The following is an 18,756-nucleotide window of genomic DNA, read 5'->3' as shown; positions in this document are numbered from 1 at the left end:
GAGTCTGCCCGTCGATGCGCCGCCGTTCCCTTGTTCTCGTCCTGTCCCTGCTGCTGCCGGCATCTGCCTTTGCCCAGGCCCAGCCGCAGGCCATGCCGGCCCCGGCGACGTCCACCCCACGCAACTCCACCGTTGTACTGGCCACCGCGCCGGCCGACTGGCGCGCGCTGGACGGCCAGCGTGTGCGCATCGCTGCGCCGCTGACCCTGGCCGGCACCGACGCTCTGGAACGCTCCGGCCAGCTGACGGTCGCCTTCGGCGGTCGCCTGTGGCAGCCGACCGAAGTGGCCGCGCCAGGCACCGCCGGCATCGAACAGGTGATGGCTGACAACCTGCGCCGCCGCCTGGTCCTGGACGATGGCAGCGACGTGCGTGATCCGGGCAGCGTGGCCTACCTGCCGGGCAACCCGGTGCTGCGCACCGGCATGCTGCTGCGCAATGTGGAAGGCACTGTCCGCGTGGACGCGCAGGGCCGCCCCCAGCTGCGGGTCGAAGGCACGCTGAGCCTGCCCGCACTGCAGCGGCCGGCGGTGCCGGAGGTGCCTGGCAGCCTGCGTATCGCGGCGTTCAACCTGGAAAACTACTTCAATGGCGACGGCCAGGGCGGCGGCTTCCCGACGTTGCGCGGTGCCCGCACGCTCGAGGAGCACAAGGCCCAGGTAGCCAAGCTGGTCGCCACCATCAATGCACTCGATACCCACATCGCCGCCCTGATGGAGCTGGAGAACGATGGCTACGGACCGCAGTCGGCCATTGCCGAACTGCTGGCCGCGCTCAATGACCGGCCGCACGCCGGGCCGGACGACGCATGGGTGGCGGTCGATCCGGGCGAAGGCCCCGGCACCAATCCCATCCGCGTCGGCATCATCTACAAGCGCGGTGCGTTCAAGACATTGGGCCCGCCGTTGACCAAGCTTGATGGCCCGTTTGCCGAGCACAGCCGCGCACCGCTGGCACAGGCTTTCCAGGGCAAGGGCGCGCCGTTCATGGTGGTCGCCAACCACTTCAAGTCCAAGGGGTGCCGCGACGCCAGCGGTGCCGACGCCGACCGCAACGATGGCCAGGGCTGCTGGAATGCGACGCGCGTCGAATCGGCCCGCCAGCTCAACCAGTGGGTGCAGGCCGAAGCCGCGCGCCTGAAGGTGAAGGATGTGGTGATGCTGGGCGATTTCAACGCCTATGCGATGGAGGATCCGATCCGCACGCTGCACACGCTGGGCTGGCAGGACGCCTTCAAGGTGGCCAAGGTCGAACATCCCTACAGCTACGTCTACAACGGCTACAGCGGCCGCCTCGACCACGCCCTGCTGAGTCCGTCCATGGCCCGCCGCCTGGCGGGCGCCGCCGAATGGCACAGCAATGCCGACGAGCAGGACGCCAGCGGCTACCAGGGGCGCAATGTGCCCGGCCCATGGCGCAGTTCCGACCACGACCCGCTGCTGCTGGGCTTCGACAAGTAATGCCCAACGCCGGGGTCGGATCCCATTCCAACGGAATGGGCTCTGACCCCGATGCATCGCCGGGCCATGAACGCGTGGGCCGCACGTGGGGTCAGAGCCCATTCCGTTGGAATGGGATCCGACCTTTCGGGCCGTACTCACCCCCAGGCGATCAATCCGATCGCCAGCACTGCCAGCGCCAGGCCGGCCCGGTTCCACTTCGTGGTCGGTTCGCCAAAGGCAAACACGCCCACCAGCGCGCCCAGCACCACCACACCGATGTTCATGCCGGCGAACACCGTGGCCGGGCTGTCCGGCATCGCCTGGTGCGCGTGCACATAGAACAGGATGTTGCCGCCGTTGAGCAGGCCCAGCAGCGCACCCGCGCCGAGGTTGTGCCAGGCCAGCCGGCTGCGACCGCTGAAGTGCCGCCACAGCTGCAATGCCAGCATCAGTACGAAGGCCACGCTGAAGCTGGCCAGCACCGCCGCCATCGACGGCGTGCCGGACAGCGCCACCTGCTTGAGCAGCACGTCCACCACCGCGAAGCCGCCCCACACGCCCAGCAGCCAGCCCCAGCCACCCGGCGAGGACGCCACCGCCGGGCCGCGCGGGCGCAGGCTGATGGCCACCATCGCCAGCAGGCCCAGGCCGAGCCCGGCCAGCTTCCACGGCGTGGCGGTCTGGCCGAAGAACAGGAACGCCGCCGCCAGTGACAGCAGCAGCGACAGCCGCTGCGCCACGTCGCTGCGGACGATGCCGGCCACCGCCACCGCGCGGCCCAGCACCAGGAAGATCGAGGGCAGCACCACCGCCAGCGCCAGCAGCGACGGCCACGGGGCATGCGGCGCGCGCAGTGCGTCCAGCGGCGGCTGCAGCACCACGGCGGTCAGGGTCGCGGCCACCAGGTAGTTCCAGGTGACCATCTGCGCAACATCCAGTTGGCGGCGTCCGGCCACCTTCAACAACACCGAAACCAGCACGCTGCAGATCACGGCCAAAGACAGGTAGAGCATGGGGCGGGCACAGGGCAGGGGCGGGGGACGGTATCATGGTGCCATGCACAAGCCTTCGTTCCCCGTCGCCCCTGGCGAAACCACCTGCCTCGAACTGGACGGCCCGGCCGGCCCGCTGGAAGTGGTCGTCGACCTGCCCAAGGCCGATGTGCCGGTGCAGCCGATCGTGGCCATCGTCTGCCATCCGCTGTCCACCGAGGGCGGCACCCTGCACAACAAGGTGGTCACCATGACCGCCAGCACCCTGCGCGAGCTGGGCATCGCCACGGTGCGCTTCAACTTCCGCAGCGTCGGTGGTTCGGCGGGCACCTTCGATGGCGGCGTGGGCGAGCAGGATGACCTGAAGGCCGTGACCGCCTGGGTGCGCAGCCAGCGCCCCGACGACCGCCTGTGGCTGGCCGGCTTCAGCTTTGGTGCGTTCGTTTCGCTGAAGGCAGCCGCCACGCTGCAGCCAGAGGCGCTGATCTCGATCGCGCCGCCGGCCGGCCGCTGGGATTTCGACGGCGTGCAGCCACCGGCCCGCTGGCTGGTGATCCAGGGCGAGCAGGACGAGATCGTCGACCCGCAGGCGGTCTATCAGTGGCTGGACGCGCTGCAGGCTCCGCATGAGCTGGTGCGGATGCCCGACACCAGCCACTTCTTCCATCGCAAGCTGATCGACCTGCGTGGTGCGTTGACCCACGGCGTCAAGCACTGGCTGGGCGCAGCGGCATGAGTGCAGTCGAGTTGACCCCGTCGCAGCGGTATGCGGCCGGGGTTGCCCGGGGTGACTGGCAGGACGACCCCGCCCAGCACGCGGCGCTGGCCGAGCTGGACCGCATCCACGTGGGCCTGCTGGACAACGCCGACGACGGCTGGCTGGACCGGTTGTCCTCGTTCTGGAAGAAGCCCGAGCCGGTCAAGGGGCTGTATTTCTGGGGGGGTGTCGGCCGCGGCAAGACCTTCCTGGTGGATCTGTTCTACGACGGGCTGCCGATCAAGCAGAAGTACCGCACCCACTTCCATCGTTTCATGCGCAGCGTCCACGAGCGCCTGCGCGAGCACCAGGGCCAGAGCGACCCGTTGGCGAAGATCGCCCAGGAATGGCGCAGCAACCTGCGCGTGCTGGTGCTGGACGAATTCTTCGTCACCGACATCGGCGACGCCATGCTGCTGGCGCGCCTGCTCGAACGCCTGTTCGCCGAGGGCGTGACCCTGGTCACCACCTCCAATACGGCGGTGGAGAACCTGTATCTCAATGGCCTGCAGCGCGAGAGCTTCCTGCCCGCCATCAGCCTGCTGCAGCGCTTCTGCGTCGAGCTGTACGCCGAAGGCACGGAGGATTACCGGATGCGCGCGCTGACCCGCTCGCCGGTGTACCGCGCGCCGCTGGCCGCCGATAGCGACGACTGGCTCGCCACGCGCTGGAACGAACTGAGTGGTGGTCAGCCCGCCAAGGCCGGCAACATCGAGATCGAAGGCCGCAAGATTCCGGTCCGCGGCCGGGGCAAGAGCATCGCCTGGTTCGACTTCGCCGCCCTGTGCGAAGGCCCGCGCGGCCCATCGGACTACATCGAGATCGCACACGAGTTCAATACGGTGCTGCTGGGCGGCATTCCCGCCTTCGATCGCCTGAACGAGGACGCCGCGCGCCGCTTCGTCAACCTGATCGACGAACTGTACGACCGCCACGTCAACCTGGTCTGCACCGCCAGCACCTCGCCGGTCGAGCTGTACACCGGCCAGCGCCTGCAGGGCGCGTTCGAGCGCACCGCCTCGCGCCTGATCGAGATGCAGAGCGCTGAATACCTGGGTACCCCGCACCGGGCGTGAGGGCCCGGGAGCTGCACGATCTGCCGGAAGGGCAGCCGCGCGCAGGCGCTGCAGCGGCAGCTCGACGTTACCGGCTGGGCGCCAGTGCGTTGCCCTGCGGCCGCTCATCCGGCCCGGTCGACACCTGCAGGCCGTTGTCGCTGCGCTCCAGCAGCCGCAGCGGCTGGCCCTGGTAACGCACTTCCAGCGCATCGTGGGTATCGGCCAGCGCACGCACCAGCGGGCACAACGCCATCGCGCTGGCCTCCACACGCTGGGCACCGGCTTCCAGGCGCCGGTCCAGCTCGGCATCCAGGCGCTCGGCACGTTCCTCCATGGCGTCGCTGCGGCCGGTGAAGACCTGCCAGAGCACGCTGCGGGCGATCGAGCCGGACAGCGTCTCGGCCATGTCCTGCACCTTCGCCTCGAATCCGGGACCGAAGGTCGCCTGTTCCCAGTAGCCCTTTCCGAGCGTCCCCTCGATCCAGTCATCCGCCTGCCGCCGCAGGCGCCTGACCTTGCGGCTGTTGGCGGTGCCGGTCAGGCTCTCGTAGACGCCATCGAGCGCGTCGAAGCTCAGCTGGCTGACATCGCGCGCCAATGCCGTGGCGGCGGGCATCAACCGGCGCGCGCCGGCCTCCAGCTGGCGCAGGCGGGCGGCATCGGCGTCGCTGACCGGCACGATCGTGTCATCCAGGCTCAGCACACCATCGTGGAACACCACCTCGTGCGGCGCCTGTGGGCCGTGTCGCAGCCAGATGCCGCCGCTGTCCACCAGCACGTCATAGTCCGTGCGGATGCCACACTGGTCCGCGTGCAGCTTCGGCGCGTCGGCCGCCTGCGCCGGCATGATGCACAGCGCCGACAGCACTGCCAGGGCAGGCAGTCGCAGGTCCATTGGACATTCCTTTTCCAGTCGCCAGAGCCCAGCGTCCGCCTCTCCGGCCTGTCCGTCATCGGCCGAAAGTCACGCCGTCCACCGGCTGCCCACCTTCTATCCACAGGGTTGTCCCTTGGTCATTCCGTTACTGTCATGTGAAGCTGTCATTGTTCTGTTTCCGCACGCCGTTGTACCGCCGGAATGACGCGTTCCGGTCTTGACTGCGCGGCCCGTTCCGGCAGGTCCAAAGCGTCCGATCCGGGCGCCGATGGCACGATCCTTGCGGCGCAAGGGATTGCCGAATTTCACTACATTTGGCGTTGACGGACCCCACCACCCCCACTATCTTGTGGCCATCGGTCGCAGCGACCCCACGTCGCAAGGACAACGGGGAAGGCGCAGAGGCGGGAGCCACGCGGCACCCCCGTCCACAGCGATACCCGTCGGCGACCGTCACGGCAGCGGCAGGCGCAGGTCTCACCTCCTGCGACGCCCAGCTGCCATCCTGGGCCGTCATGTCCTGGGCCGCGCCACCGATGCACCTGCAACCACCCCATCACGCCAAGAGGACACACGCCGTGACCACCGAAACCAGCGCCACCATCGAAAAGGAAAGCGAGTTCCTGTTGACGTCGCCGCCGACGGCCAACGCGATGAGTGTGACCAAGCGCAATGGCACGACCGAACTGGTGGATCTGAACAAGATCGTGCGTGCGGTGCAGCGTTCCTCCGAAGGCCTGCACGCCGTCGATCCGATGCGCGTGGCCACCCGCACCATTTCCGGCCTGTACAACGGCGCCACCACCCGCGAACTGGACGAGCTGTCCATCCGCACCGCCGCCCTGCTGATCGGTGAAGAACCCGAGTACGGCCGTCTGGCCGCGCGCCTGCTGGCCAACTACATCGCCAAGGAAGTGTCGGGCCAGGAAATCTATGCCTTCTCGCAGTCGGTCAGCCGTGGCCATGAAGTCGGCCTGATCAACGACCGCCTGCTGAACTTCGTGCAGACCAACGCGCGCAAGCTCAACGATGCGATCGACATCTCGCTGGACCTGAACTTCGATTACTTCGGCCTGCGTACCCTGTACGACCGCTACCTGCTGCGCCATCCGCACACCCGCAAGGTGATCGAGACCCCGCAGCAGTTCTTCCTGCGCATCGCCAGCGCGCTGAGCGAGGACGTGTCCGAGACCCTGGCGCTGTACAAGCGCATGGGCAACCTGGACTACCTGCCGTCCAGCCCGACCCTGTTCAACTCCGGCACCACCCACGAGCAGCTGTCCTCGTGCTTCCTGCTCGATTCGCCGCAGGACTCGCTGGAGTCGATCTACGCCAAGTACGGCGATATCGCCCAGCTGTCGAAGTTCTCCGGCGGCATCGGCGTCAGCTACACCCGCGTGCGTTCGCGTGGTTCGCTCATCAAGTCCACCAACGGCCATTCCAACGGCATCGTGCCGTGGCTGAAGACCATGGACTCGTCCGTGGCGGCGGTGAACCAGGGCGGCAAGCGCAAGGGCGCGGCCTGCGTATATCTGGAAACCTGGCACGCCGACATCGAGGATTTCCTCGAGCTGCGTGACAACACCGGTGACGAAGCCCGCCGTACCCACAACCTGAACCTGGCCAACTGGGTGCCGGACCTGTTCATGAAGCGCGTCGAGGCCGACCAGGAATGGTCGCTGTTCGATCCGCGCGTCGTGCCGGAGTTCACCGATCTGTTCGGCGAAGCCTTCGAGCAGGCCTACCTGCAGGCCGAAGCCCAGGGCAAGGCCAACCGCACCATCTCCGCCCGCAAGCTGTACGCCCGCATGATGCGTACGCTGGCCGAGACCGGCAACGGCTGGATGACCTTCAAGGACAAGTGCAACCGCGCCAGCAACCAGACCCTGCGTCCGGGCAACGTGATCCACCTGTCCAACCTGTGCACGGAAATCCTGGAGGTCACCTCCAACGATGAAACCGCGGTGTGCAACCTGGGTTCGATCAACCTGGGCAACCACTTCGACGAGCACAACGAGTTCGACTTCGAGAAGCTGGCCGAGACCGTGCGCCTGGCCGTGCGCCAGCTCGACCGTGTCATCGACCTGAACTTCTACCCGATCGAAACCGCCCGCCGCGCCAACCTGCGCTGGCGCCCGGTCGGCCTGGGCTGCATGGGCCTGCAGGACGTGTTCTTCCGCAAGCGCCTGCCGTTCGACAGCGCCGAAGCCCGTGCCCTGTCGAAGAAGATCGCCGAGACGATCTACTTCCACGCGCTGGAAACCTCGACCGAGCTGGCCCAGGAACGCGGCAAGCACCCGTCGTTCAACGACACCCGTGCCGCCAGTGGCGAACTGCAGTTCGACGCCTGGAACGTGGTGCCGGAAGACACCGCGCGCTGGGATGCCCTGCGTGCCCGCATCAAGGAGCACGGCCTGCGCAACTCGCTGATGATCGCGATCGCCCCGACCGCGACCATCGCCTCCATCGCCGGCTGCTACGAGTGCGTCGAGCCGCAGGTGTCCAACCTGTTCAAGCGCGAAACCCTGTCCGGTGACTTCCTGCAGGTCAACCGCTACCTGGTGAACGAGCTGAAGAAGCTGGGCCTGTGGACCGCCGACATGCGCGATGCCATCAAGCTGGCCGAAGGTTCCATCGCCGGCCTGACGCAGATTCCGGAAACCCTGCGTGAGGTCTACCGCACCGCGTGGGAACTGCCGATGCGTTCGCTGATCGACATGGCCGCCGAGCGTGGCGCCTTCATCGACCAGTCGGCCTCGCTCAACCTGTTCATGGAAAGCCCGAACATCGGCGCGATGTCGTCCATGTACATGTACGCGTGGAAGCAGGGCATCAAGACCACCTACTACCTGCGCTCGCGTCCGGCCACCAAGATCGCCAAGACCACGGTCAGCAACGCGGCCCCGGCCAAGGTGTTCAGCCCGGACGAAGCCATCGCCTGCTCGCTGGAGAACCCGGAAGCCTGCGAGGCCTGCCAGTAATCGCGCGCTGTGCCGTAGATGGAGCCGGGCTCGGCCCGGCTGCGCAATGACAAGGTAGCGCCGGGCCATGCCCGGCGTTTTGACCCGAGAAGACAAGGAAACACCCATGGCCGACAAGCCCAAGCAGATGCTGCTCGATCCCGGTTTTGAACTGACGTTGCGCCCGATGCGCTACCCGCAGTTCTATGACATGTACCGGAATGCGATCAAGAACACCTGGACGGTGGAAGAGATCAATTTCCAGATCGACATCACCGACCTGCACAGCAAGATGTCGCCGGGTGAGCGCCACCTGATCCATCGCCTGGTCGCGTTCTTCGCCACCGGCGATTCGATCGTGTCCAACAACCTGGTGCTGAACCTGTACCAGCACCTCAATGCGCCGGAAGCGCGCATGTACCTGTCGCGCCAGCTGTATGAAGAAGCGCTGCACGTGCAGTTCTACCTGACCCTGCTCGACAACTACCTGCCGGACCCGGAAGAGCGCGCCAAGGCGTTCTCGGCGGTGGAGAACATCGACTCGATCAAGAAGAAGGCCGATTTCTGCTTCAAGTGGATCGACTCGATCCAGGACCTGACCCGCATCGAGACCCGCGAACAGCGCCGCCAGTTCCTGCTCAACCAGATCTGCTTCGCCGCCTGCATCGAAGGCCTGTTCTTCTTTGCTGCGTTCGCCTACGTGTACTACTTCCGTTCGCGCGGCCTGCTGCCGGGCCTGGCCTCGGGCACCAACTGGGTGTTCCGCGACGAAAGCGCCCACATGGAGTTCGCGTTCGAGTCGGTGCGCGTGGTCCGCGAGGAAGAGCCGGACCTGTTCGATGACGAGATGAAGCAGCAGGTGTACGACATGCTGGCCGAAGCGATCGAATGCGAAGTGCAGTTCGCCGAGGACGTGCTGTCCGGCGGCGTGGCGGGCATCTCCACGCGCGACATGCGCCAGTACCTGCAGCACTGCGCCGACCAGCACTTCGCCAAGCTGGGCATGGAAAAGAAGTACAACGTGCGCAACCCGCTGCCGTTCATGGAACTGCAGGACGTGCAGGAGCTGACCAACTTCTTCGAACGCCGCGTTTCGGCCTACCAGGTCGGCGTGCAGGGCGAAGTTGCCTTCGACATGAACTTCTGACCCGTCCGGTCAGGCCTGTCGCAGCGAAAACCCCGGCCGATGCCGGGGTTTTTTGTGGGTAGCGCCGGGCCATGCCCGGCGGGTACCGTCCGGGGCTGCGCGCAGCGTCGACCGCGCTGCGCCTTCGCCGGGCATGGCCCGGCGCTACCGCCGCCCTTCCACCGCCATGCGCACCGCCAGCCCGGCCAGGACCGTGCCCATCAGCCAGCGCTGTGCCGCCTGCCAGCTCGGGCGCGCGGCGAGAAATGCCGCGATGCTGCCGGCCAGCACCACGATCACCGCGTTCACGCTCAGGCTCACCACGATCTGGGTAGCACCCAGGACCAGCGACTGCATCAGCACGCTGCCGTGTCCGTCCGGATGCAGGAACTGCGGCAGCAGGGACAGGTACATCACCGCGATCTTCGGGTTCAGCAGATTGGTCAGAAAGCCCATCGCAAACAATCTGCGTGGGGTGTCCTGCGGCAGGTCGCGCACCGCGAACGGCGAGCGGCCACCGGGTTTGAGCGCCTGCCAGGCCAGGTACAGCAGGTACAACGCCCCCCCGATGCGCAGCGCGTCGTAGGCGAACGGCACCGTCATCAGCAGGGCGGTGATGCCCAGCGCCGCGCACAGCATGTAGAACACGAAACCCAGCACCACCCCACCCAGCGAGACCAGGCCGGCGCGGCGGCCCTGGCAGATCGAGCGCGAGACCAGGTAGATCATGTTCGGCCCGGGCGTGAGCACCATGCCCAGCGAGATGAGGGCGAACGCCAGCAGATCGGAGGTCGCGGGCATGGGCAGTCCTGGCAGTGGGCGTGGCGCAGTGTAGCGCTGCCTGTACGGGGCCTGGCTTAACATTGCCGCACCCCACACCGAAGCCCTACCCATGACCCCGATCCCTGAAACCGTGCCACCGATCGAAGTGCGCATGGCCGAAATCGTCTTTCCCAACCATACCAACCATATGGGCACGCTGTTTGGTGGCCAGGCGCTGGCGTGGATGGACAAGGCCGCCTTCCTCGCCGCCGCCCGCTACTCGCGCCGCACCGTGGTCACCGCGCGCAGCGACCAGGTAGACTTCAAGCTGCCGATCCGCATCGGCCAGATGGTGGAAACGATCGGCCGCATCGTCGAGGTCGGCCGCAGCTCGATGAGGGTCGAGGTGGAACTGATTGCCGAAGACCTGCACAGCGGCGAGCGCAGGCTCTGCACGCGCGGCCACTTCGTGATGATCGCGCTGGACGAGGCGGGCCAGCCGATCGCGGTACCGCCGCTGCCGGCGCCCTGAGCCGGCGCTTGTGGGGGCGCCGTGCTGCCCCCATCTGGGTGGCATGACCCCGCCGCTGACCGACTTCATCGACCGCGCCCAGCGCCTGTTCGTGCTGACCGGCGCTGGCTGCAGCACGGCCTCGGGAATCCCCGATTACCGGGATACCGATGGCCAATGGAAACGCACGCCGCCGGTCACCTACCAGGCATTCATGGGCGAGGCCGCCACCCGCCAGCGCTACTGGGCACGCAGCCTGCTGGGCTGGCCGCGCTTCGGCCTGGCCCAGCCCAACGGCACCCACCAGGCGCTGGCCGCGCTGGAGAAGCAAGGCAAGGTGCAGTTGCTGCTGACCCAGAACGTGGATGGCCTGCACCAGCGCGCCGGCAGCCGGAACGTGATCGACCTGCATGGGCGGCTGGACCTGGTGCGCTGCATGGGCTGCGAGCGCCGCAGCGGTCGCCAAGCGTTCCAGCAGCGCCTGCTGGACGCCAATCCCGGCTGGGACACGCTCGAGGCCGGCATCGCCCCCGACGGCGACGCTGATCTGGAGACCGATTTTTCCTCCTTCGTGGTGCCCGACTGTCCGTCCTGTGGCGGCCTGCTGAAGCCGGACGTGGTGTTCTTCGGCGAGAACGTGCCGCGTGAACGCGTGGCGGCAGTGCATGAGCACCTGCAGCAGGCCGATGCCGTGCTGGTGGTGGGGTCCTCGCTGATGGTCTATTCCGGCTTTCGTTTCGTGCAGGCCGCAGCAAAGGCCGGATTGCCGGTGGCTGCCGTGAACCGTGGCCGCACCCGTGCCGACGACCTGCTGCAGTTCAAGGACGAGCGCGATTGCGCTGAAGCGCTGGCCGGGTTCGTCATCGGGTAGCGCCAGGCCATGCCCGGCGAGCATGCAGCGCCACCGCGAAACAGCGATCCATCCACATGGTTGATTCGCCGCCCTTGCAGCGGTGCAATACGCACCCCCCTCTGCCCGTCCCTGCACCCCTCGTGAGCCAGCTGTTCTCGCCGATCACCTTCGGCCGCCTGACCCTGTCCAACCGCATCGTCATCGCGCCGATGTGCCAGTATTCCGCCGAAGACGGGCGCGCCAGCGATTGGCATGCCATGCATCTGGGCAACCTGGCGCAATCCGGTGCCGGCCTGCTGATCCTGGAAGCGACGGCGGTTGAGCCGCGTGGACGCATCAGCTGGGCCGACCTCGGCCTGTGGGATGACGGTACCGAAGCTGCGCTGGCACACGTGCTGGCCAGCGTGCGGCGCTGGTCGCCGATGCCGCTGGGCATCCAGCTGGGCCATGCCGGCCGCAAGGCCTCGGTACAGCGTCCCTGGGACGGCGGTGGCCAGCTGCCGGCCGATGATGCACGTGGCTGGACCACGGTGGCGCCGTCAGCGCTGCCGTTCCATGCTGCCGATCCAGCGCCGCAGGAACTGGATGAGGCGGGCATCGCGGGAATCGTTGCTGCCTTCGCCGCCAGCGCGGTGCGCGCCGAACGCCTGGGCTTCGAACTGATCGAAGTGCATGCCGCGCACGGCTATCTGCTGCACCAGTTCCTGTCACCGCTGAGCAACCGGCGCACCGATGGCTACGGGGGTTCGCTGCCCAATCGCCTGCGCCTGCTGGTAGAGGTATTCGATGCCGTGCGCGCGGCAGTGTCCGACAAGGTGGCCGTCGGCGTGCGCATCTCCGCCAGCGACTGGGTCGACGGTGGCTGGGATCTGCTGCAGAGCGAAGCGCTGTCCCAGGTGCTGGACGCGCGTGGCTGCGATTTCCTGCACGTCTCCAGCGGCGGCCTGGATGAGCGCCAGAAGATCAGCGTCGGGCCGGGCTACCAGGTGCCGTTCGCGGCCGCGATCAAGGCCAAGGTGCGCATGCCGGTCATCGCGGTGGGGATGATCACCGAACCGGAGCAGGCCGAATCGATCCTGCGTCATCGCCACGCCGATGCCATCGCCCTGGCCCGCGGCATCCTCTACGACCCGCGCTGGCCCTGGCACGCGGCAGCCGCGCTGGGCGACAGCGTAGTGCCGGCCGCGCAGTACCTGCGCTGCGAGCCGCGTGAGGCACGCGGCGTGTTCACCCCGCGCTGAAGGTCATGCCCGCCAGGCCGGCGGCAGGCCGGCCTGCAGGTGATCGAACAGCGCACGGATCCTGGCGGTGAAGTCGCGGCGGTCGCTGACGCAGAAATAGACCTCCATCGGTTCCGGGCGCCATGCGCTGTCCGCGCCGAACACCGCCTGCAACCGGCCATCGCGCAGAAAGGGATCGGCCACGAAGGCCGCCAGCCGGGTGATGCCGGCACCGGCCGCGGCCAGTTCGGCCAGCGCGTCGATGTCATCGCACACCATGCCGGGCGGCAGCGGCGCATCCGCGCGCTGGTCGCCCTTGCGCAGGCCCCAGCGCAGAGGCCGCCCATCGGTGGGGAAACGATGCAGCACACCCCGATGGCCGCGCAGATCGGACGGCTCCTGTGGCCAGCCATGCGCCTGCAGGTAGGCAGGCGAGGCGCAGAAGACGAAGGGAATGCGTGCCAGCGGCCGCGCCACGACGCCGTCCTCCAGCTGCGCACCGATGCGGATGCTGGCATCGACCGCCTCCGGACCATGCTGCACGGCCCGGTCGGACAGCCGCAGTTCCAGCTGCAGCTGCGGATAGCGTTGCTGCAGTGAAGGCAGCAGGGGCGCCAGCACGTGGCGGCCGAACGCGCGGCTGCTGGCGATGCGCAATGGCCCGGCCGGCTCGATGTCACCGCTGGTAACCAGGGCCTGCGCCCGCGCCAGATCGGTTTCGATATGGCGCACCTGCGCCAGGTACAGCGCACCGGCCTCGCTCAGCGCCAGCTGGCGCGTGCTGCGGTTCAGCAGGCGCACGCCCAGGTGTGCCTCCAGGCGATGGATGTTCTGGCCGACGGCGGTGGCGCTGATGCCAAGGCTGCGGGCCGCAGCGGCAATGCTGCCGGTGTCTGCGGTGCGGGTGAAGCTGCGGATCAGCTGCAACAGGTTCATGACCCGCCAGCGTGCCACGAAAGACGGCCACGATCACTTGGAACTGTCCGAAGTGGTTCGTTGCATCGGTGACAATGGATCACGCGGGCGGGGTGCTGCCCTACACTTGCAGGATGCGACCCGATTCCATCCTCACCCTGTCCTGCCCCGACCGTACCGGCATCGTCTACCGCGTGTCGGGCCTGTTGTTCGATCATGGCTGCAACATCCTCGACGCCCAGCAGTTCGGCGACGAGGAAAGCGGCCGGTTCTTCCTGCGCGTGCATTTCGACCGCGACGCCAGCCTGCCCCTGGACACGGTACATGCGTCCATGGCAGCACTGGCCCGCGAGTTCGGCATGGACTGGCAGCTGCAGGACGGTCGGCGTCGTGCGCGCCTGCTGGTGCTGGTCAGCAAGCAGGGCCACTGCCTGAATGACCTGCTGTTCCGCGCGCACAGCGGGCAACTGAAAGTGGATATCGCGGCAGTGGTGTCCAACCATGCCGATTTCGCACCGCTGGCTGCGTCCTACGGCGTGCCGTTCCACCATCTGCCGGTGAACGCGGATACGCGTGCGGTGCAGGAGCAGCAGATCATCGATCTGGTCGAACACGAGCGTATCGACCTGGTGGTGCTGGCGCGCTACATGCAGATTCTTTCACCCACCCTGTGCCGCGCGCTGGCCGGCCGGGCGATCAACATCCATCACAGCTTCCTGCCCAGCTTCAAGGGCGCGCAGCCCTATCACCAGGCGCACGCGCGCGGGGTCAAGATCATCGGCGCCACCGCGCACTATGTCACCGAGGATCTGGACGAAGGTCCGATCATCGAACAGGACGTGGCCCGGGTCGATCATGCGATGACGCCGCGCGACCTGGTACGCCTGGGCAGCGATACCGAATCGCAGGTGCTGGCGCGTGCCGTGCGCCGCCATGTGGAGCACCGCATCCTGCTCAACGGGCACCGCACGGTGGTGTTCCGCTGATACCTGCCCGGCCGGACGTGCGTCAGAGGATCCCGATCCCCGCAGTGCCCAGTGCTTCGCGCACCATCCCGTCGTTGGCCTCGGTCACCGGCCGGGTCAGGTCCCAGAGGAATTTCACCCTGAAGCCGGACGTGGCTGCGTCCTGCGCGCTCCACAGCACGCAGTAGTCGCGGGCCAGGCCACAGACGTGCACCTCGTCGATGCCGCGCTCATGCAGCCAGCCGGCCAGGCCAGTGGCGGGGCGTCCGCCATCGGGGCCGTGGTTCTCGCGGAAGGCGCTGTAGGAATCCACCTGCTGGCGGGTGCCCTTGCGCAGGATCAGGTCGGCCATGTTCCAGTCCACCTGCGGATGCAGGGCGGCACCGGCGCTGCCCTGCACGCAGTGGTCCGGCCACAGGGTCTGCGGTTGCGCATGCAGCAGGATCGTTTCGAACGGACGATGGCCGGGGTGCTGGCTGGCGAACGAAGCATGGTCCGCGGGATGCCAGTCCTGGGTGGCCACCACGGTGCGGTAGCGGCGCTGCGCCAGCAGCTGCGCGATCGGCGCGACCAGCGCATCGCCGCGGTCGCAGGCCAGCGCGCCACCGGGCATGAAGTCCGGCTGCAGATCGATCACCAGCAGGGCGACAGTGGCGGGCAGGGTGGGCATGGACGTTCCAGCGCGGCGGAAGAGGCGACCAGCGTGGCCGCCCCCTCGCCACACGTCAATCGCCCTGCGGCGTTTCGTTGTCCTGGCCGTAATACAGCAGCCCGATCCGGATCCGCTCGCGGCCGGTCTCCCGGCGGTGCCGGTTGGCATCGCGCAGCGAGTACACGCAGCCACAGTACTCCTGCTGGTAGAACCGCTCGCGCTTGCTGATCTCGATCATGCGGCTGGCACCACCGCCCTTGCGCCAGTTGTAATCCCAGTACTGCAGGCCCTCGTAGCGCGCCGCGGCGCGGATGCCGCAGTCATTGATCTGCGCCATGTTCTTCCAGCGCGAGATGCCCAGCGACGAGCTGATGGTGTCGTAGCCGTGCTCATGCGCGTACAGCGCCGTGCGCTCGAAGCGCATGTCGAAGCACATCGTGCAGCGGATTCCGCGCTCGGGTTCGTTCTCCATGCCGCGCGCGCGGCTGAACCAGTTGTCGGTGTCGTAGTCGCAGTCGATGAAGGGGACGCCATGCTGCTCGGCGAAGCGGATGTTCTCCTGCTTGCGGAGCTCGTATTCCTTCACCGGATGGATGTTGGGGTTGTAGAAGAAGATCGCGTAGTCGATCCCGGAGGCGGTGATCGCCTCCATCACTTCGCCGGAGCAGGGCGCACAGCACGAATGCAGCAGCAGGCGCTTGCCGTCGGCGGGCAGGGACAGGGTGGGGCGTTGGAGCTCGGTCATCGTCAGGTACCGCACGGACCGCCGGCAACGGCGGCGGCCCGTGCATCGGGGTGGAGAGACAGGTCAGGCGACGCGGGCGTCGGTGTGCTCGGCACGCAGTTCCACTGCGGCGGCAACCAGCGCCTGCAGTGCAGCGCGGGTTTCTGGCCAGCCACGGGTCTTCAGCCCGCAGTCCGGGTTGACCCACAGCTGCTCCGGCTTCAGCACGGCCAGCGCCTTGCGCAGCAGGTCCACCATCTCCGCCTTGTCCGGCACGCGGGGGGAGTGGATGTCATACACGCCCGGGCCGATCTCGTTGGGATAGTTGAACTTCACGAAGGCATCCAGCAGTTCCATGCGCGAGCGTGAGGTCTCGATCGAGATCACGTCCGCGTCCATCGCTGCGACCGAGTGGATGATGTCGTTGAACTCCGAATAGCACATGTGGGTGTGGATCTGGGTGGCATCGCGCACGCCGCTGGTACTGATGCGGAACGATTCCACCGCCCAGTCCAGGTAGGCGCGCCAGTGGGCGCGGCGCAACGGCAACCCCTCGCGGATGGCCGGCTCGTCCACCTGGATCACGCCGATGCCGGCTGCTTCCAGGTCCTGCACTTCGTCCCGCAGGGCCAGCGCGATCTGCCGGCAGGTCACATCGCGTTCCTGGTCGTCGCGCACGAACGACCACTGCAGTACCGTCACCGGACCGGTCAGCATGCCCTTCATCGGCTTGTCGGTGAGCGATTGCGCGTAACTGGACCAGCGCACCGTCATCGGCTGCGGGCGGCTGACGTCGCCGAAGATCACCGGCGGTTTGACGCAGCGCGAGCCATAGCTCTGCACCCAGCCGTTGCCGGTAAAGGCGAAGCCTTCCAGCTGCTCGCCGAAGTACTCGACCATGTCGTTGCGCTCGAACTCGCCGTGGACCAGCACGTCCAGGCCCAGCGCTTCCTGCACGCGTACCGCATGCGCGGTCTGCTGTTCCAGGAAGGCCTCGTACTCGGCCAGGCCCAGCTTGCCGGACTTGTGCCGGGCGCGTGCCTCGCGCACCTCCAGCGTCTGCGGGAAGGAACCGATCGTGGTGGTGGGCAGCAGCGGCAGCTGCAGCGCCGCATGCTGTGCGATGCGGCGCTGCGGGTAGGCGGTGTGCCGCTGCGCATCGGCCACGGTCAGCGCGGCTAGGCGTGCGGCCACGGCCGGGTTGTGCACGCGTGGCGAGCGACGACGCCCCTCCAGTGCAGCGCGGTTGGCAGCCAGGCCTGCTTCCGCATCCGCCCTGCCATCGAGCGCGTCGGCCAGCAGGCGCAGTTCCTGAAGCTTCTGCCGGGAGAACGCCAGCCAGCCCTTCAGTTCGTCATCCAGCTTCTTTTCCAGCGCAAGATCCACGGGCGTGTGCAGCAGGGAACAGGACGGTGCCAGCCAGAGCCGGTCGGCGCCGCGGTCCACCTGGGCAAACCGGGCCAGGATCAGTGCGTTGTCCAGATGGGTGCGCCAGATGTTGCGGCCGTTGACCAGGCCGGCCGACAGCACGCGCTCGGCCGGCAGCGCCTTCAACACGGCGTCCAGCTGCTCCGGCGCGCGCACCAGGTCCACGTGCAGTCCGTCCACCGGCAGGCCGGTGGCCAACGCCAGGTTGTCCTCGAGCGCACCGAAATAGGTCGCGACCAGCAGTTTCGGACGCCGTGCCGTGGCCAACCGGGCATAGGCGCGCTCATAGGCTGCCTGCGCACCGGCGTCGAGATCCTGCACCAGCAGCGGCTCATCCAGCTGCACCCAGTCCGCACCGGCGTCGGCCAGCTGGCCGAGCAGCTGCACATAGGCCGGCAGCAGGGCATCCAGCAGGTCCAGCGCGGCGCTGCCGTCGGTGGTCTTGGACAGCAGCAGGAAGCTCACCGGCCCCAGCAGCACCGGACGGGTGTGGATGCCCAGCGCCCTGGCCTCGTTGAACTCGGCCAGCGGCTTGTCACCGCGCAGGGCGAAGGCCTGGCCCGCGTGCAGTTCCGGCACCAGATAGTGATAGTTGGTGTCGAACCACTTGGTCATCTCCAGCGCGCGCAGGTCGATGCCATCGCGCTGCAGGCCACGGGCCGTGGCGAAGTAGGCGGCCAGTGGATCGTGCGCGGCCAGTTCGCGGTAGCGTTCGGGAATGGCATCGAACAGCCATGCGGTGTCGAGCACCTGGTCGTACAGGCTGAAGTCGTTGCTCGGCGGTACATCGACGCCGGCCTCGATCTGCAGCTGCCAGTGCCGGGCACGCAGCGCCGCGGCGGTGGCCTGCAGGGTGGCGGCGTCGTCCTCGCCGGCCCAGTGGCGTTCGAGCGCCCGCTTCAGTTCGCGCTTGGCGCCGATGCGGGGAAAGCCCAGGTTGGTAACAGTGGTCATTGCAGCGTGTCCTCATTGCATGTCGGCATTGAGGAACGAAGGAACCGCAGGACGACGCGTGCCGTTGCCGGCCCACGGGCGTCTTGCCAGCGACCTTCGCCCCCGCGGGCGAACCGGATGCCGTGAAAAGGACGCACGTGGCCGCGCACCCTGCAGGCGCAGGACGACGACGGCCCCGGCAACCTCCCCGCGGAGATTCCAGGTCGAGTCAGGGGACGGTCGTGTCCCCCGGCCGGGGCCGGTATTCGGGCTGTTGGACGCGGGCCGCAGCCCACCTACTACCTGCCGCTTCCCAGGCGCGAGCCCAGTGCTGTTGGCAGGATTCGTTTCCATTCACCGCTGCGGGGCAGCTCCGGAATGGGCGCGCGAAGCGCCTTCACCGGATTCCCGTTTAAATTCATCCCTTCATTCGCATGAAGAGATGAATACCTTCGGCGTGCACAAGGTAGGCCGGTTGGCAGCAATGGTCAAGGCCCGGCATCACACCACCGGGATGTGGCACCTTTCTCAGGCAGTGAGAGGCCGGCTTGCGATACTGGCAACCGACGGACGGGAGGTGA

The 18,756-nt window shown here is 67.5% G+C and carries 16 protein-coding genes and 1 riboswitch; of the genes, 9 read left to right on the top strand and 7 right to left on the bottom strand.

Annotated features, from left to right (window positions below; genetic code table 11):
* Positions 1–14 precede the first annotated feature (14 nt).
* Positions 15–1,460 (top strand): ExeM/NucH family extracellular endonuclease, encoded by a 1,446-nt coding sequence (locus AC06FB_RS16365; RefSeq protein ID WP_065174184.1) that lies wholly within the window; start codon positions 15–17, stop codon positions 1,458–1,460.
* Between the two features lie 137 nt (positions 1,461–1,597).
* Here the strand turns inward: AC06FB_RS16365 and AC06FB_RS16360 are convergent, their stop codons facing one another.
* Positions 1,598–2,455: an EamA family transporter gene (locus AC06FB_RS16360; protein ID WP_053518593.1), complete on the bottom strand. Its 858-nt coding sequence runs from the start codon at positions 2,453–2,455 to the stop codon at positions 1,598–1,600.
* Positions 2,456–2,498: 43 nt separating this feature from the next.
* On the opposite strand from AC06FB_RS16360, the gene AC06FB_RS16355 reads away from it, so the two are divergent.
* Complete coding sequence (locus AC06FB_RS16355; RefSeq protein ID WP_053518591.1) at positions 2,499–3,170, top strand: alpha/beta hydrolase; 672 nt, start codon at positions 2,499–2,501, stop codon at positions 3,168–3,170.
* A complete protein-coding gene (gene zapE, locus AC06FB_RS16350; RefSeq protein WP_053518589.1) occupies positions 3,167–4,267 on the top strand; it encodes a cell division protein ZapE in 1,101 nt (366 codons plus the stop codon). Before AC06FB_RS16355 ends, zapE begins: the two co-directional genes overlap by 4 nt.
* Positions 4,268–4,334: 67 nt before the next feature.
* Here zapE and AC06FB_RS16345 read toward each other — a convergent pair whose 3' ends face one another.
* Positions 4,335–5,144 carry a DUF2884 family protein gene (locus AC06FB_RS16345; protein ID WP_065174187.1) on the bottom strand — a complete coding sequence of 270 codons (810 nt, stop codon included), beginning with the start codon at positions 5,142–5,144 and terminating at the stop codon, positions 4,335–4,337.
* 560 nt (positions 5,145–5,704) lie between these two features.
* On the opposite strand from AC06FB_RS16345, the gene AC06FB_RS16340 reads away from it, so the two are divergent.
* Positions 5,705–8,107 (top strand): ribonucleoside-diphosphate reductase subunit alpha, encoded by a 2,403-nt coding sequence (locus AC06FB_RS16340; RefSeq protein ID WP_065182038.1) that lies wholly within the window; start codon positions 5,705–5,707, stop codon positions 8,105–8,107.
* 106 nt (positions 8,108–8,213) lie between these two features.
* Positions 8,214–9,233 (top strand): ribonucleotide-diphosphate reductase subunit beta, encoded by a 1,020-nt coding sequence (locus AC06FB_RS16335; RefSeq protein ID WP_005420683.1) that lies wholly within the window; start codon positions 8,214–8,216, stop codon positions 9,231–9,233.
* 144 nt (positions 9,234–9,377) lie between these two features.
* Here the strand turns inward: AC06FB_RS16335 and AC06FB_RS16330 are convergent, their stop codons facing one another.
* Positions 9,378–10,013 (bottom strand): LysE family translocator, encoded by a 636-nt coding sequence (locus tag AC06FB_RS16330; RefSeq protein ID WP_322523068.1) that lies wholly within the window; start codon positions 10,011–10,013, stop codon positions 9,378–9,380.
* 91 nt (positions 10,014–10,104) lie between these two features.
* Here AC06FB_RS16330 and AC06FB_RS16325 point away from each other — a divergent pair, with 91 nt between their 5' ends.
* From AC06FB_RS16325 to AC06FB_RS16315, 3 genes are all read left to right on the top strand, one after another.
* Entirely contained in the window at positions 10,105–10,506 is a 402-nt protein-coding gene (locus AC06FB_RS16325) for an acyl-CoA thioesterase (RefSeq protein ID WP_478053894.1), read from the top strand.
* 43 nt (positions 10,507–10,549) lie between these two features.
* Positions 10,550–11,356: an NAD-dependent protein deacetylase gene (locus AC06FB_RS16320; protein WP_065174189.1), complete on the top strand. Its 807-nt coding sequence runs from the start codon at positions 10,550–10,552 to the stop codon at positions 11,354–11,356.
* Positions 11,357–11,478: 122 nt separating this feature from the next.
* Positions 11,479–12,579 carry an NADH:flavin oxidoreductase/NADH oxidase gene (locus AC06FB_RS16315; RefSeq protein ID WP_080375304.1) on the top strand — a complete coding sequence of 367 codons (1,101 nt, stop codon included), beginning with the start codon at positions 11,479–11,481 and terminating at the stop codon, positions 12,577–12,579.
* Positions 12,580–12,582: 3 nt separating this feature from the next.
* Here AC06FB_RS16315 and AC06FB_RS16310 read toward each other — a convergent pair whose 3' ends face one another.
* A complete protein-coding gene (locus AC06FB_RS16310) occupies positions 12,583–13,494 on the bottom strand; it encodes a LysR family transcriptional regulator (RefSeq protein ID WP_128987914.1) in 912 nt (303 codons plus the stop codon).
* Between the two features lie 113 nt (positions 13,495–13,607).
* Here AC06FB_RS16310 and purU point away from each other — a divergent pair, with 113 nt between their 5' ends.
* A complete protein-coding gene (gene purU, locus AC06FB_RS16305) occupies positions 13,608–14,459 on the top strand; it encodes a formyltetrahydrofolate deformylase (RefSeq protein ID WP_053518573.1) in 852 nt (283 codons plus the stop codon).
* Positions 14,460–14,481: 22 nt separating this feature from the next.
* Here the strand turns inward: purU and pncA are convergent, their stop codons facing one another.
* From pncA to metE, 3 genes are all read right to left on the bottom strand, one after another.
* Positions 14,482–15,108 carry a bifunctional nicotinamidase/pyrazinamidase gene (gene pncA, locus AC06FB_RS16300; protein WP_065174191.1) on the bottom strand — a complete coding sequence of 209 codons (627 nt, stop codon included), beginning with the start codon at positions 15,106–15,108 and terminating at the stop codon, positions 14,482–14,484.
* A gap of 55 nt (positions 15,109–15,163) precedes the next feature.
* A complete protein-coding gene (locus tag AC06FB_RS16295; protein WP_053518569.1) occupies positions 15,164–15,835 on the bottom strand; it encodes an epoxyqueuosine reductase QueH in 672 nt (223 codons plus the stop codon).
* A gap of 63 nt (positions 15,836–15,898) precedes the next feature.
* Positions 15,899–18,196 carry a 5-methyltetrahydropteroyltriglutamate--homocysteine S-methyltransferase gene (gene metE / locus AC06FB_RS16290; protein WP_065182035.1) on the bottom strand — a complete coding sequence of 766 codons (2,298 nt, stop codon included), beginning with the start codon at positions 18,194–18,196 and terminating at the stop codon, positions 15,899–15,901.
* Between the two features lie 219 nt (positions 18,197–18,415).
* A riboswitch (cobalamin riboswitch) is annotated at positions 18,416–18,645 on the bottom strand.
* Between the last annotated feature and the right edge of the window lie 111 nt (positions 18,646–18,756).

This window comes from Stenotrophomonas sp. Steno-C15 (assembly GCF_056393265.1).
This window is presented reverse-complemented; position numbering and strand designations above follow the sequence as displayed.

What these genes read in the sequence shown, in the direction of transcription:
- purU (WP_053518573.1), top strand. Translation starts at nt 13,608, where the DNA reads ATGCGACCCGATTCCATCCTCACCCTGTCCTGCCCCGACCGTACCGGC.
- AC06FB_RS16335 (WP_005420683.1), top strand. Translation starts at nt 8,214, where the DNA reads ATGGCCGACAAGCCCAAGCAGATGCTGCTCGATCCCGGTTTTGAACTG.
- AC06FB_RS16295 (WP_053518569.1), bottom strand. Translation starts at nt 15,835, where the DNA reads ATGACCGAGCTCCAACGCCCCACCCTGTCCCTGCCCGCCGACGGCAAG.
- AC06FB_RS16325 (WP_478053894.1), top strand. Translation starts at nt 10,105, where the DNA reads ATGACCCCGATCCCTGAAACCGTGCCACCGATCGAAGTGCGCATGGCC.
- AC06FB_RS16360 (WP_053518593.1), bottom strand. Translation starts at nt 2,455, where the DNA reads ATGCTCTACCTGTCTTTGGCCGTGATCTGCAGCGTGCTGGTTTCGGTG.
- AC06FB_RS16355 (WP_053518591.1), top strand. Translation starts at nt 2,499, where the DNA reads ATGCACAAGCCTTCGTTCCCCGTCGCCCCTGGCGAAACCACCTGCCTC.
- zapE (WP_053518589.1), top strand. Translation starts at nt 3,167, where the DNA reads ATGAGTGCAGTCGAGTTGACCCCGTCGCAGCGGTATGCGGCCGGGGTT.
- AC06FB_RS16345 (WP_065174187.1), bottom strand. Translation starts at nt 5,144, where the DNA reads ATGGACCTGCGACTGCCTGCCCTGGCAGTGCTGTCGGCGCTGTGCATC.
- AC06FB_RS16320 (WP_065174189.1), top strand. Translation starts at nt 10,550, where the DNA reads ATGACCCCGCCGCTGACCGACTTCATCGACCGCGCCCAGCGCCTGTTC.
- metE (WP_065182035.1), bottom strand. Translation starts at nt 18,196, where the DNA reads ATGACCACTGTTACCAACCTGGGCTTTCCCCGCATCGGCGCCAAGCGC.
- AC06FB_RS16310 (WP_128987914.1), bottom strand. Translation starts at nt 13,494, where the DNA reads ATGAACCTGTTGCAGCTGATCCGCAGCTTCACCCGCACCGCAGACACC.
- AC06FB_RS16330 (WP_322523068.1), bottom strand. Translation starts at nt 10,013, where the DNA reads ATGCCCGCGACCTCCGATCTGCTGGCGTTCGCCCTCATCTCGCTGGGC.
- pncA (WP_065174191.1), bottom strand. Translation starts at nt 15,108, where the DNA reads ATGCCCACCCTGCCCGCCACTGTCGCCCTGCTGGTGATCGATCTGCAG.
- AC06FB_RS16365 (WP_065174184.1), top strand. Translation starts at nt 15, where the DNA reads ATGCGCCGCCGTTCCCTTGTTCTCGTCCTGTCCCTGCTGCTGCCGGCA.